Consider the following 12,898-nt stretch of genomic DNA (forward strand, 5'->3'; position numbering starts at 1 on the left):
CCCAAGACTCTTCAACGGCCGGGATCGGTCGTAATGCCGTGCTGCCGCAGTGCGCCTGCGACTCGCTGACGGCTAGCCTGAAGACGTTCCATTGCTGAGGAACAACCAGATGAGGCCGACGCCATATGGCGTCGGCCTCATCATCCTGACGTTAAGGTCCAGGCCCACAGGTAGCATGGGAATGTCTTTTTTGCCGAGGGACAAAGGTAAGGCCGGCACCGACTTGAACTGGTCCCCAAAAGTTGGACTGGCTAACTAAGAGCCTAGAGCAGTGTCATTGGATCGGGGGTTCCGTATGGGCTCGCAGGGCTGTTGACCCGGCGCATATGCCGCCGTACTGCCGGCGGCCCCGCTTTCCAGTAGCCGAAAGAGCTCCCTTCCAAGGCTAGGAAGGGAGCTCTTTCGGGTTTATCTGTGGTCAGTGGCTAGCGCCGAGTTTGCCGCCGAGGCGTTCGCGCATGAGGGTGCTGGCGTCGTTGAGGCCCACGATCTTCACGTCCTTGCCGTGGTGGTGGTATTTCTCGGTGATGGCGTCCAGCGCCGCGATGGTCGATGCGTCCCAAAGGTGGGAGGCGTGCATGTCGATGACGACGTGCTCGGGGTCGAGGGCGTATTCGAACTGGGTGTAGAGGTCGTTGGAGGAGGCGAAGAAGAGTTCGCCGTCGACCACGTAGGTGGCCGTTTCGTGGCCGCCGATGGTCTTGACGGTGCGTTCGACGGTGACGAAGTGCGCGACGCGGCGGGCGAACAGGACCATGGCCACGATGACGCCGACGCCGACGCCGATTGCCAGGTTGTGCGTGGCGACGGTACCGATGACGGTAGCGACCATGACCATGGTTTCGCTCTTGGGCATCATCTTCAGGGTCCGGGGCTGGATGCTGTGCCAGTCGAAGGTGGCCACGGAAACGAAGATCATCACGGCCACGAGTGCGGCCATGGGGATGACGGAGACGACGTCGCCAAGGACGACGACGAGGATCAGCAGGAAGACCCCGGCGAGGAAGGTGGAGATCCGGGTGCGGGCGCCGGAGGCTTTGACGTTGATCATGGTCTGGCCGATCATGGCGCAGCCGCCCATGCCGCCGAAGAAGCCGGTGACGATGTTGGCAACGCCCTGGCCCCAGGCCTCGCGGGTCTTGTGGGAGCGGGTGTCCGTGACGTCGTCGACCAGTTTGGCCGTCATCAGGGATTCGAGCAGGCCGACGAAAGCCATGGCCAGGGCGAACGGGAAGATGATCTGCAGCGTTTCGAGGCTGAAGGGTACGTTCGGGATGAACAGGGTCGGCAGGGAATCGGGCAGGTCGCCCTTGTCGCCCACGGTCGGGACCGCGACGGCGGCGAAGACGGTAATGAGGGTTAGAACCACGATTGCTACCAGCGGGGCCGGGACGGCCTTGGTGAGCTTGGGCAGGCCGAAGACAATCACCAGGCCCAGTGCGACGAGGGGGTAGACCAGCCACGGAACACCGAGGAGTTCGGGGACCTGGGACATGAAGATCAGGATGGCCAGGGCGTTGACGAAGCCCACCATGACCGAGCGGGGAATGAACCGCATGAGCTTCGCGACCCCGGAGAGTCCCAGGATGATCTGGAAGATGCCGGCCAGGATGACGGCGGCGACGAAGTAGTCGACACCATGGGACTTCACCAGTGGGGCTATGACCAGGGCGATAGCGCCGGTGGCCGCGGAGATCATGGCAGGGCGTCCGCCGACGAAGGCGATGGTGACGGCCATGGTGAAGGATGCGAAGAGCCCGATCCGAGGGTCGACGCCGGCGATGATCGAGAAAGCGATCGCTTCCGGGATCAGGGCCAGGGCCACGACGAGGCCGGCGAGGACCTCGGTCTTGAGCCGGCGCGGTGACATCAGGGTTCCGCGGACCGCTTGAAGCTGTTCAGGGGTGAACGCCGGCGGGTGTTCGGCTTTGGTGACGGCCATTGCTGGCTCCGTTCATGGTCAAGAAGACGCGCGTCTGCGGCTTCGTTTTGCTAATGAATGAGGGGGCGCAACGCCGCGCCGGGAAGAGGGGGAATTAGTCTTGAAGGTCTCACCCCACTACATAAACCCTACCCTAACGTGATGGTAGGGTTTAAATTCGAACAGGACGGAGGAGCTGATGACGGCTAAGACCAGCAGCACCAACACCATGCACATCGGCGAACTGGCAGAGCGGACGGGCCTGTCCCTGCGGACCATCCGCCACTACGACGACGTGGGGCTTCTCCCTGCAACAGCGCGGACCGACGGCGGGTTCAGGGTGTTCTCCGAAGATGACTTCGAACGCCTCATGGTCATCAAGCAGATGAAGCCGTTGGGTTTCTCGCTCGAGGAAATGGCTGAAATCCTTGCCCTCCTTGCCGCCCCGGGAGAAGCGCTGCCAGAAGAGTCCGGAGCCCTGTCGGGATTCCTGGAGAGGGCTGTGCATCAGCGAGCCAAAATGGCGCGGAACCTGGCCCAGGCCGATGAGTTCATTGAAAGGCTTAGCGCCCGCTCCTGAATAGATACCTGCGCCGAAGGTCTACCGTGTGCCAGCAGGAGGCAGGAAATGAGGGCTAAGCCGCGAGGACGTGGGCACGGTACCGTATCGGGCTGAGGCCTTTGAGCTTCGTTGAGATCCTTTCGGTGTTATACCAGTGGATGTACTCGTGCAGTGCCGCTTCTAAAGCGTCGACGCCAAGGAAACGGACGCGATTGAAGAGTTCTTCCTTGAGGTGACCGAAGAAGTTCTCCATCACCGCGTTGTCGTAGCAGTTGGCTTTGCGGGACATCGATTGGACCGCGCCGGCGTCCGTCAAGAGTCTGCGCCAGGAGACGTGCTGGTATTGGAATCCTTGGTCGGAGTGCACGAGTGGTTTCTGTCCCTTCTCCAGGGTGGCCAGTGCGCCGCGCAGTGATGAGTTGGTCAGTTCCAGATTGGGCGAGGTTCCAATGGCGTAGGAGATGATTTGCCGGTCGAAGAGGTCCATGACCGGTGATAGGTAGAGTTTCCTGTCGCCGACGCTGAACTCGGTTACGTCAGTCACCCACTTCTCGTTCGGGCTGTCGGCATCAAACTTCCGGTTCAGCAGGTTCGGCGCAACAACGCCCTGCGCGCCCTGGTAAGAGTTATAGCGCTTCTTCTGCCGGACCTTGCAGACTAGCCGGAGTAAACGCATCAGCTTCAACACGGTCTTCTTCGCGACCGTCCACCCTTGCTTGACCAGTTCGGTGTGGACGCGGCGGTGCCCGTACCGGGCGCGGCTCTTCTCGAAGATACCCGTGACCGCGGCTTTGAGGTCTGCTTGCGGGTCAGGGGCCAGCAGTCGCGCTTGGTGATAAAAGAACGTCGACCGGGGCAGCCCGGCAACGTCCAGAAGAACGTCCAACCGGTGTTCGGCCTTGAGAGCGATGACAGCGCGGACCTTTAGCGCTGTTCCTCGTCCCTCAAGGCGTTTACTTTTCCCAGGAAGGCCACCTCTGCCCGCAAGCGCTCGTTCTCGCGGCGCAGCCGCTGCAGCTCCGACTCTGGCTGCGTTGGCGCCTTGGGAGGTGATATAGGTCGGCCGGGTGATTTCGGGCGCAAGCCGTCCTCGCCCTCGTTGCGGTATATCCGTGCCCACTTCTTGATCAGATCCGGCGAGGAAAGCTGAAGCTCCTGTGCCAGGGCGACTTGGCTCTCGCCGGCCTGGAACCGGCGCACCGCGGCGAGTTTGAACTCGAACGAGAACTTCCGCTTGGTTGATTTGGTCACTAGCGCCGTACCTCCGCGAACTCTCCACAGGTTGTGAATGCGGATGACAGCTTTCGAGCGGACCCCTAGCCTCGTCGCCACTGACTTCGCACCCCAGCCAATTTCGAACAACGCTACCGCGGCCTCGCGCTGTTCCTCAGATAACGAACTACTTTCCTGCATAAAGACTGCTCCCCGAAAGTGCGGACTGATTTCTCAGTCCAACTTTCGGGGAGCAGTTCAACTACGGTGACCGGCCTTACCGTTTCCGGCGTTAGCCCAGTCCTGCACCGACTACGGTGACCGGCCTTACCGTTTGCGGCGTTAGCCCAGTCCTGCACCGACGGCATGGCCAGGCTGAATGGCTCTCTACACTCACAACCACGCGTCAGCGTCTCCCACCCCTAGAGGGAACCCTGAGCGGACAATTCCGAATGCACGAAAGGGATCCCTCACCGGGCGCCTGGTGAGGGATCCCGCCTATTCGGGAGAGACTTCTGTTATGCAGCACGGGTATACGAATGAAACCTATCGGCAGGGACTCCGCGTCGGGAAGCGATACCAAGGCCCCGATGCCGAAGGTAGGGCCGCCGCCGAGCTCCTTGCCCTGACTCGGCTCGTCGGGCGGATCCCGGTCCCGGCGGTCATCGATGCTGGGGAGCTCACGCTGACAACAGCCTTCGTGCCGGGCGAGCACGGCCAGGACCTCATCGAGTCTGGCCCCGCCGAGGAGACCCTGGCAGCGTGCGGGAGGCTCTTGCGCGATCTGCACATGCTCGACCCCGGGATCCTGGAGCCCGGACCGCATCCTGCCGGCGCCGTGATCCGACATGGCGACTTCGGGCCGAACAACGTACTTATGGGTCCGGAAGGGTTCGAGCCGGTCGCACTCCTCGACTGGGAGTTCTCCGGAATCGGCACACCGATTGACGATCTGGCCTGGTGCGAGTGGATCGTCAGGATGCACCACCCGGCCGCCATCCCGGCCCTGCGGGCATTCTGGGAAGCGTACGGTTCCTGCCCCGAGTGGGCCGAACGTCAGGCAGCGATGCTGAATCGGTGCGCAGAGCTCGAGGACTTCTGCCGCCGCTGGTCATCGCCCGATGCGGTCACAATGTGGCAGAAGCGCATCGTTGTCACTCGTGGATGGACGCCCGGGCACTGACCACGCTCGCCCAGACACATCCGGAGAAGGATCCGCTCGGGGAACCCCAACCAGGACGGGGCCAGACGGGAGACGACAGTCGAGTTCTAGGTGTGGATAAGAGCGCTAAACGGCCGCTTGGTACCAGCGCTATTTGGCACGTCGCGCCTCTCGCATCATGGCGAAGGATGAAAGAGCTATCCGTTCCGATCGCCACGCCGTCTCTTTCGCTCCGTCAAGAGCAGAGCACCAAGAGCAACGACCATCACAACAGGCACAGCGAACATTAGCGGCCGGAGGAAATCCGGGAAAGAGGCGGCAAGTATCCCCAAAATCAGGATGACCGCTACCGCAGGCAAAATGAAGGCAGCTCGCAGTTTCATGTCGATGCCATTCTGATTAGCCATGACCGCACCCTTTCCGCCTACGGACGTAACCCTTGCGTATCTGTTGGAGGCTATTGCTACGGTACTGGCATGACGACAATCAACACACATCCGGGGCCGCAAGACTCGGTGATCACCACGACTGTCGATGGAGTTCCCGTGGCGTATTCGGCCCCGGCTTCGATGACGACCGGTCCTCGGCTGGCGATTTGGTTGCCGTTTCTCGGTGGTACGAAGGAAACGACGTTTCCCGTTTTGGAGAAACTTTCAGAACAAGGTTTCTTCGCATTAAGTCTCGACCCGTGGCAGCACGGAGAAAGGGCCACAGAGCCGGCGAAGGAATTGATGACCCAAGTCTTCGATGGCTTCAGAGAGCGCATGTGGCCGATCCTCGGACTGACCGCCCTCGACGCCTATCGGGTTGCCGATTGGGCAATATCGACTCACGGACTCGCCAATCACTACGTGGCCGGGGGTGTATCGATGGGTGGTGATATCGCTGTCGCCCTAGCCGGAGCTGATATACGAGTCACAAGAGTCGCCGCGATCGTTGCTACGCCGGACTGGACTCGACCAGGAATGACCAGAGTTGGTGAGCGCGAAAACATGATCGAGCAAGGCGATCCGACTGCCTTTGGACAATGGCTCTACTCGCGTCTTGATCCAGCAAGTAATCTCCCCGCCTACGCTCGTGCCCCTGCGATCAGTTTCGAGCTTGGGGCAGCCGACACACACGTTCCGCCGACCGGCGCTTCCCGTTTTCGTGAAGCGTTGGGCACCACCTTCCCCAAGGCAGCGGACGCCATACGGATCACCGTCCACGATGGCTTAGATCATCTCGAAGCGGCACGGAGCCCGGATCTTCAGAACCGTGCCGTTACTTGGCTTGGCGACGAAGAGAACGTCGCCCGCTGACGCTCCACCTTACGGTGGTCGTCCGGGGGCAACGATCCACCTTCGGGATGGTGATCCGTCCCGCTAAGTGTTGCAATCACCGCAAGAACCCAAGGATCTCTTCCAGCAGACGGTGCCAGACGGATCGCCGCGGCCAATCTAAGGAGAGGCGTTGAGGTCAGTCGATCGAAGGCCGAATGGGAACCCTGCACGGCACAGGTCGTGAGGTCTAGTCCAATCGCTCCGCTGGGAACGACTACATGGACGTGGAGTGACGTAAGGTGGGCGTTATTGGCTCCATTTGGTCCATCTTTGGAGCTGTCCCGATGAGCCTTCTAGGGAAGCGGTAAGCGATGCGCGGCTTTACTTTTGATTACACTCCGTCAGATAAGTTCGACCGGCCCGATGAGGAAGTCGCACGGAATGGCTCTGTATATGACAGATCGACCCTAGCCCGACACGAAAACCTGAGTCGGGAGGTCTTTCTCATCCTGGCTGACACAGACGAGTATGACGTCTATAGCTCGCTCGCGATGAACTACACAACACCCCCGGATATCTTGGACAGGATTGTTGAACGCTTCCCGGAACTACGGGGATTTGCGGCTACCAACCCGAGTGCTTCCGCTGATCTGATGAGAACAGCCCCGCTGGCCGAACACATCGCGCAATCCATTGTTAATTTCCTGAATCAGGTCGAGGCCACCGACGCTGAACGCCGAGAACTGATGAAGCGCTACTACAAGCTGCAGCCGCCTGGCGGCCCGCTCCTAGGGGACGTCTGGGCCGACATCCGTCCGGAGTAAAGGTCGCCTCCGCCGCTTTTTTGGGGAACCGCTACCGAAATGGTTCCGATGGACTAGCCCAATTACGCGCGTGACCCGAGCGAGAGCCATGGCCAGCAGCAGGGCTGCAGGACTCAGAGTTTGTGATCCGATGTTCCTGAGAACTGTCTGGTGAGGGTGTGGAGCGCCTTTTCATACTCTGCCCGCTCGAATACGAACGTCCTGTCGATCTCTACAGGTTCTGTTGGCGTGCCAAAAATGTCATCCCACCCGAGGTCAGACCAAGTGACAGTTTTGTTCGTAATGCTGATTCGTGTGCTTAGGCCTCCGCAGCCGGGGTCTCCACATTGGCAGTACAGGAGCCATGCTCGTCCGTTCCTGTCCGCGGGCACCGGGCCGCCAAGAAGCTCCTTCAGTTGTTCCAAGAACATTTCAGATTGATCTGACCAGGGCAGGGGGATCCGGCGGTCGGGGTCATCTGCTTCGGAGGGTTCGATTAGGGCGAGCAACGGTAAGCCATCTATGTAGATTTCGTGAATGGGCGCACGGACTTTGATTTCCTGCCGGCGGCGGAACAAACGGAACCTCGACTCCGTCCACTCCAGTTCATCTCAACGAACGTCAGCGAGTTGATCGGTTTCTCCTCACAAATCTAGTTTCCCAGCTCTGAAGCCAGCGGTGGCTCCGACCATGTCCCCGCTGTGGGAACGTCTATCGGGGAGTGGGACCGTCGCTAGGCCAGTTCTCCTAGGCATCGTTCTCTAAGCAGAGCCAGGCTTGCGGGACTTGCAGCAAGCTCGACGACGCCTTTGTCGGTGTTCAGCGCGACAATTCTTCCCCTTGGTAATACTGCCCAAGGCGCCTTAGTGGGTTCACCGAAGGGGGTTGGCGCTGAATACACTTCAACAGAGGCGGCCAGAGGGCCAGTCGTGCCAGTTTTGGCTTGAAATAGGAGTCTGCCGGGTTCTGCCTTTGCATATCCCTGAGCCCACCTCCCTTTTAGAACTGATCCCTTTTCGCGATGAGCGCATTCGAAGATACCTCGTTCGGCGTCCAGTGCTATGCGCCGCTTTTTGGCGGCATGTAAAGGCATTGTGAGAATTATCGTTAGGGCCAGACTGGCGGCGATCGTGATCATAAAGCCTAGCCAGAATCCGAACTCCTTCATCCAGGAGTTCATTCCCGCCGTTACGACCGCCACCGGGGGAAGGAAAGCCAAAATATTTGGGTCCAGAATCTTCTCGATCCGGCCGCGGGGTGCTGGTTCCAGTTCTGGCTCGTTCATTGTCCTGTGCCTGGCCTTCAAATTTATGACGTCACCCTACACGCCTTTCTGAGTCGGCCACACCTCAAGCGCCGGTCGGTTCCTTCCTTCGGCGTACCGCCAAGGCAACGATGCAACTGTTCTCGTAAGGGGAATTCCATATGGAGCCTCCGTATCGTCCCGTAAGCCGGTCCGCCCGGGAACCCTTCACGGCACAGGTGGTTAGGTCTAGTCCAAGGCTTCCCCTCGGGAACCCTCATGGGACCGGTGCGACAGAGTTCGAGCCACCGCAACTCAGTGCCATGTTCTAGCGCGCCAACGCCTCGCCCAGCCGAGGCAGCGTTGAAGTATGCCGGGGCCAATTCCGGGAAAGTGCGCATACATTAAGGCTTTTGCCTTATCCCCGTCGAACCAGACGATCTTGAAGGAATCGAGCATTTCCTCCATCTCGGACTTGTCTTCGGCAAAGAATGAGTAGTCACTGTCCTGGATTTCCACCATGCATTCCGGTCCGGCGAACTCGAGGAGATACCACTCCGGGGTAGCTGAAGGCTGGGAGTAGTAGAGAATGAAACATCCAGCATGCGAGCCCTCATGGCACAGTCCAATGGACGCACGATCCTTGCCTTTGGGCCCGACGGACAAGTAGGGACGTGACGAATCACGTGAACCGGAAATCATAATTTGATTATGAGGCCATGCCCTTGGTGTCGAACCCGAACCTCGAAGGGACACAGACGGCCGACCGTCTCCCGGTGGCTAAGATTCAGACACCACGGTTTAGAGCACGCTTCAAGATTTGGGGGAGATATGAAGATGGTCCTTGTCGCAATTGCAGCCTGGTGCCTGACTGGCCTCATAGTCCTACTTGGAATTAGCGCTGGAGCCACAATCTGGTTCTACATGGAGCCAGTCGTCGACACAGTGCCCGATCCAGGAAGCTACTTTGTAGCCGCGGGTGCTGGATTCCTGGCACTAGCCCTGAGCCTGTTTGTCAGCGCCGCTGTTACTGTTCATGCCGCCCAGAGCAAAGCCACATGCAAGCCTAAATCCATCTGAACAACGCTGTTCGGGAGGAACCGGCTATGGCATCTGTACAAGTCAATCCAGCTATCTCTGACTACTCCGCGTGAGCTTTAACAGGCCCCCGACCAGAAAGGCTGCGCCTCCCAAAATCCAGACATAGGCCCCGTTCTGCAGTCCTTGGATAGTGAGCCACCAAATGCCCAAGACGAGAAAGAGAACGCCTCCGAAGAGCAAGAGAATTGCTTGGTTGCGAGGTTTCATGATCACCGTTCATCTGCATTGACGAATTAGTAAGCGGAGTCTATACCGACGGAGGCGGGCACTTGGTCTAAAGGGAACAACAAACCCCATGAGTTTGGTGTCCTGCTGCCAGGGGCGAGGCTGTCCCGGTAAGGGCAGCCCGCAAAACGTCCCGCAAGCCGGTCCTCAAGCAGAAACTCCTCCACCTGACCTGAGACGTTGAAACCTGACCTGAGACGTTGAAACCTCACCAGGCAATGCATCCCGCAAGACCAATCCGACAAATCGTCCGAGGAGGGAGCCCCGTATGGAGCCTGCGTTGAAGGATTTGTCCGCGGAACAAGGTCCTGTCCTCGCCTGGGGCAAGACACCTCAGCCCAGGCAGTCTCATGAAGGTTTGAACATCGTCAGTTGAGGCTGGTCCAGAATCACCGTCTTAGCGGTGCTGCGTCACGTTTGCATAGTCAGCGGCAGGACTGGCACTTGACGCCTTGGCACCGTGAGATGTCTTTTGCTGAGGGAAAACAAGGGAAGGCCGGCACCAATGTGCCGGCCTTCCCGCTAATTATTCTGGAATCATCCTCGTTACCCTGAATTCCCCCTCGGGTAGGGGCCTGCGGTGATCAACGCGTCAATGTCACCGGCAGTTCGAGCTCCGTCCACGCTCCTGCACCCGTGGTGTCATTGGCGCTGACGAGAACCGTCCTGGTGCGGACAGTACCCGGCTCCCACGGGCCCCAATCGAACTTCGCCCAGTATGACCACGCCTCGCCGACGTCCAGCAGGTTATTACCGTTGGCATCGCCACCGGTGTACGAGTAGAAGTCCGTAGCGGGGTCCTCGCGATCGGAGAATCCCTTCAGCGGCGTGCTATCCGAATCAGCCGTTCTAACCACATCGAATGTCACCGTCGAATACGGATAGTTCCCGTCCAGAGCCGTGGAATACTGCGTCTGAAGATTCACCGCTGAAAGAGATGGCGCTGGTATCGCAAATGCCTGCAAAGCACCAGCAATGTCCTTGCTGGTTCCGTCCGTGAAGCTAACCCGGACAGAGTAATCGACGATCCCCGGGCTCGTCGGTGACCACGTCAACGTAGCAGGGATGGTCGGCATGCCCGGCGATATCTCTGCGTTGGGGATGGGATTCGAAAGCCACTGAACTGAAAGAACGTCGCGCCCGTCCGGGGCTAAGGTGACCATTCCCTTTTGCCCGACCCGGACCGGCACTGTCGGAAGCTTCGTGCCGGTTTTTGGATTGAGTGCCTTGGATGTCTTGGCGATGTTAGTCGCAGCGGACTGGACATACGCGGCGCTGTCACCGGTCGGCCAATAGTAGCTTTCGTGAATTTCTTTCGCTGCCGCAATAGTGCTTGCGTTTCTTGCCTGCAAAAAAGCATTCCAGTACTTGTTCGAAGAATAGCTCAAGTCCAGGTTGCTGGCGTCGCAGACGAGGTCTTTGGCATGGCAGACCGAATGAAACCTCGTGGCCGGCCAGTATGGAAGATTCGGGATCGGCGCCTTCAACGGTTTGTACTTAGCGCTGGTGGCACCGACGGCCGCGCCGCCCCACCAGATGCCGTACCCTCCGTCGCCGGCTGTATCCATCGGTACGCCACCTTGGTTGGCCACCCTGTCGCCGTCGGCGATCGCAAGAACACCATCCAGTCGAGGCAAAACCTGGCCTCCAAGCGCAGAATACTTGGTCTTGGGCTGAGTAAGTTGCCAGAGAGCCCGGTGCATCACCATCGCGCCTTGCGAATAGCCCATCAAGACGTAATGCTCGCCCTCGTCCTGACAGCGTGGTACCCGTTGTTCAAGGAACTTCAACGTTTCATAGACACCTGAGTCGATGGAGTCAAAAAAGGTCTGGCGATACTGTCTGGTCGTCAGCGAGATGGGATCCGCTGGAGCCGATGGATAGGGGACGGTGTAGTACCCGACCTCGTAGCCCTCCATATGCCCCGCGTATGCCGTTAAGCCGAGCCACGCTTCGGGACCAAACCCGTTATTGTCTGCGTACGTCTGCCCCGAACCTTGGGCCCCCAGGACTACCACGTCCTGGCAGGGCGACGTTGATCCCACCTTGATCGGATCGGCGCCTGCTGCATGTGCCGGGACGACAGCCGAGGCGGTGATTCCCACCGTCGCGGCCAAGGCACAAAGTACCTTTCGGAAATGTCTTTGATTCAACCCCAGTTCCCCCTCTTGTCCGGCCACATGAAATCGCTGGCCTCTGGGCTGGACCTTATCTGAACCGCGTTTCCTGACGAACACTTGTCGCCTAAAAACCGCAAAATTACGCGATGGGGCCGGTGGTGCCGCGTCACGCAGTGCAATTGATCTGTTTGCAGTCCAACCAGCACTCCGACTGCAGCCCGCGCAAGGTCAATCGGTTGGCTGCTTTCGGCCTCTCCCGCTGACTCTATAGCCTGGGCCCGTGAGTGTGTGCCATTCCGATTTGTCGACCGGGACCTTCCAGGCATTGAAAAAGGCGTCCTTGATTACGACCCTGGGTATTCAGGGATAATGATCGTATTGGGGACCGCAGGAATGAAGCATAAGGAATAGGACCCCATGGCCAGGGAATATCGCGTCCAGCTGATCGACGACATTTCAGGTGACGAAGCCCAGGAAACCGTCACGTTTGCTCTGGACGGTGTGCAGTACGAAATTGACCTCACAGATGGGCACGCGGCAGAGCTCCGGGAGCACCTCAACCCCTTCATCGCCAAAGGCCGGCGCCTACGCAATGGCGCCGCCAGCCACCGCCCCAGAACAGCAGCCGCCATCGGCCGGGAAGAGTCCAAAAAAATCAGGGAATGGGCACAGGAGCACGGCTACACCCCCAGTTCCCGGGGAAGAATCAGCCAGGACATCGTCCAGGCCTACGCCGCGGCCCACGGCTGACCGCCGGCCAAGCCCAGCAGACCCGTCGAGCCCGGTCCAGGCGCCGACGGACGACAGCCTGCCCCACCAGGCCGGGACTGCTACCGGCCGATCACCTCCATGATGTCCAGGGCAGTGCGGAAGAGGGCCAGGACAAGCCCGGCCGAGGCGATCCAGATAGCCGCGACCTGGAGCCGAACCGAACGTTCACTGCTGTGCTGCTTAACCACTGGATGCCTTCCTCTTTCAGCCGGAGGACCATCCTAGGACCGGGGACCGTCAGCCAAAGGCGGGCTTCCCGGCGGCAGGACCGGGCTGTGCACAGGTTCCCAGCCGGTGCCGGCTGATGCGGCAGGGGAGTGTGGACAAGGGCGGTCTGCCCATCCACAGAAACCAGCCGGCGTGTCCTGAACCCCGGCGTGTCCGCGGGTTAAGAGCCGAGCCACGCAAGCCGAGAAGGCCGCCAGCCGTTGATCCGGGCGGCCGATGCCGCGGCACAGGGGAAAGGCCGGGGCACACGGGCGCCGGGCAGGCTGCTGGGAATGGCTGCTGCGCGGC

General features: G+C 59.8%; 13 protein-coding genes. 5 read left to right on the forward strand and 8 right to left on the reverse strand.

Annotated features, from left to right (window positions below; translation table 11 throughout):
- Positions 1–418: 418 nt before the first annotated feature.
- On the reverse strand, positions 419–1,942 hold the full coding sequence (locus tag J7E80_RS20030) for a SulP family inorganic anion transporter (protein ID WP_215053976.1): 1,524 nt from the start codon (positions 1,940–1,942) through the stop codon (positions 419–421).
- Between the two features lie 178 nt (positions 1,943–2,120).
- Between J7E80_RS20030 and J7E80_RS20035 the strand changes: the two genes are divergently transcribed.
- Positions 2,121–2,501 carry a MerR family transcriptional regulator gene (locus tag J7E80_RS20035; RefSeq protein WP_215053977.1) on the forward strand — a complete coding sequence of 127 codons (381 nt, stop codon included), beginning with the start codon at positions 2,121–2,123 and terminating at the stop codon, positions 2,499–2,501.
- Positions 2,502–2,556: 55 nt separating this feature from the next.
- Here J7E80_RS20035 and J7E80_RS20040 read toward each other — a convergent pair whose 3' ends face one another.
- Together J7E80_RS20040 and J7E80_RS20045 are read right to left on the reverse strand one after the other, a co-directional pair.
- Positions 2,557–3,369, reverse strand: coding sequence for an IS3 family transposase (locus J7E80_RS20040; RefSeq protein ID WP_215054023.1), 813 nt, complete (start codon positions 3,367–3,369; stop codon positions 2,557–2,559).
- A 38-nt stretch (positions 3,370–3,407) separates the two neighbouring features.
- Positions 3,408–3,734: a helix-turn-helix domain-containing protein gene (locus J7E80_RS20045; RefSeq protein ID WP_311380898.1), complete on the reverse strand. Its 327-nt coding sequence runs from the start codon at positions 3,732–3,734 to the stop codon at positions 3,408–3,410.
- Positions 3,735–4,215: 481 nt separating this feature from the next.
- On the opposite strand from J7E80_RS20045, the gene J7E80_RS20050 reads away from it, so the two are divergent.
- A complete protein-coding gene (locus J7E80_RS20050; protein WP_215053979.1) occupies positions 4,216–4,878 on the forward strand; it encodes a phosphotransferase in 663 nt (220 codons plus the stop codon).
- A 176-nt stretch (positions 4,879–5,054) separates the two neighbouring features.
- Here J7E80_RS20050 and J7E80_RS20055 read toward each other — a convergent pair whose 3' ends face one another.
- The gene (locus J7E80_RS20055; RefSeq protein ID WP_215053980.1) at positions 5,055–5,264 is read right to left on the reverse strand and encodes a hypothetical protein; all 210 of its coding nucleotides are present in this window, start codon (positions 5,262–5,264) and stop codon (positions 5,055–5,057) included.
- Between the two features lie 69 nt (positions 5,265–5,333).
- Between J7E80_RS20055 and J7E80_RS20060 the strand changes: the two genes are divergently transcribed.
- Together J7E80_RS20060 and J7E80_RS20065 are read left to right on the forward strand one after the other, a co-directional pair.
- Positions 5,334–6,158 (forward strand): hypothetical protein, encoded by an 825-nt coding sequence (locus J7E80_RS20060; protein WP_215053981.1) that lies wholly within the window; start codon positions 5,334–5,336, stop codon positions 6,156–6,158.
- A gap of 332 nt (positions 6,159–6,490) precedes the next feature.
- Positions 6,491–6,943, forward strand: coding sequence for a hypothetical protein (locus tag J7E80_RS20065; protein ID WP_215053982.1), 453 nt, complete (start codon positions 6,491–6,493; stop codon positions 6,941–6,943).
- 712 nt (positions 6,944–7,655) lie between these two features.
- Here the strand turns inward: J7E80_RS20065 and J7E80_RS20070 are convergent.
- From J7E80_RS20070 to J7E80_RS20080, 3 genes are all read right to left on the reverse strand, one after another.
- Positions 7,656–8,207, reverse strand: coding sequence for a hypothetical protein (locus J7E80_RS20070; protein WP_215053983.1), 552 nt, complete (start codon positions 8,205–8,207; stop codon positions 7,656–7,658).
- Between the two features lie 273 nt (positions 8,208–8,480).
- Positions 8,481–8,867: a hypothetical protein gene (locus J7E80_RS20075; RefSeq protein WP_215053984.1), complete on the reverse strand. Its 387-nt coding sequence runs from the start codon at positions 8,865–8,867 to the stop codon at positions 8,481–8,483.
- A gap of 1,208 nt (positions 8,868–10,075) precedes the next feature.
- Positions 10,076–11,608 (reverse strand): cutinase family protein, encoded by a 1,533-nt coding sequence (locus tag J7E80_RS20080; RefSeq protein WP_215053985.1) that lies wholly within the window; start codon positions 11,606–11,608, stop codon positions 10,076–10,078.
- A 420-nt stretch (positions 11,609–12,028) separates the two neighbouring features.
- Here J7E80_RS20080 and J7E80_RS20085 point away from each other — a divergent pair, with 420 nt between their 5' ends.
- Positions 12,029–12,361 (forward strand): Lsr2 family protein, encoded by a 333-nt coding sequence (locus tag J7E80_RS20085; RefSeq protein ID WP_215053986.1) that lies wholly within the window; start codon positions 12,029–12,031, stop codon positions 12,359–12,361.
- Positions 12,362–12,441: 80 nt separating this feature from the next.
- On the opposite strand, the gene J7E80_RS24360 is transcribed toward J7E80_RS20085, so the two are convergent.
- Positions 12,442–12,570, reverse strand: coding sequence for a hypothetical protein (locus J7E80_RS24360; protein WP_285291887.1), 129 nt, complete (start codon positions 12,568–12,570; stop codon positions 12,442–12,444).
- Between the last annotated feature and the right edge of the window lie 328 nt (positions 12,571–12,898).

It is taken from the genome of Arthrobacter sp. ISL-28 (genome assembly GCF_018613875.1).
GTDB lineage: Bacteria > Actinomycetota > Actinomycetes > Actinomycetales > Micrococcaceae > Arthrobacter.

Coding starts and splice junctions, on each gene's coding strand:
- J7E80_RS20030 (WP_215053976.1), bottom strand. CDS start 1,942: ATGGCCGTCACCAAAGCCGAACACCCGCCGGCGTTCACCCCTGAACAG.
- J7E80_RS20035 (WP_215053977.1), top strand. CDS start 2,121: ATGACGGCTAAGACCAGCAGCACCAACACCATGCACATCGGCGAACTG.
- J7E80_RS20050 (WP_215053979.1), top strand. CDS start 4,216: ATGCAGCACGGGTATACGAATGAAACCTATCGGCAGGGACTCCGCGTC.
- J7E80_RS20055 (WP_215053980.1), bottom strand. CDS start 5,264: ATGGCTAATCAGAATGGCATCGACATGAAACTGCGAGCTGCCTTCATT.
- J7E80_RS20060 (WP_215053981.1), top strand. CDS start 5,334: ATGACGACAATCAACACACATCCGGGGCCGCAAGACTCGGTGATCACC.
- J7E80_RS20065 (WP_215053982.1), top strand. CDS start 6,491: ATGCGCGGCTTTACTTTTGATTACACTCCGTCAGATAAGTTCGACCGG.
- J7E80_RS20070 (WP_215053983.1), bottom strand. CDS start 8,207: ATGAACGAGCCAGAACTGGAACCAGCACCCCGCGGCCGGATCGAGAAG.
- J7E80_RS20075 (WP_215053984.1), bottom strand. CDS start 8,867: ATGATTTCCGGTTCACGTGATTCGTCACGTCCCTACTTGTCCGTCGGG.
- J7E80_RS20085 (WP_215053986.1), top strand. CDS start 12,029: ATGGCCAGGGAATATCGCGTCCAGCTGATCGACGACATTTCAGGTGAC.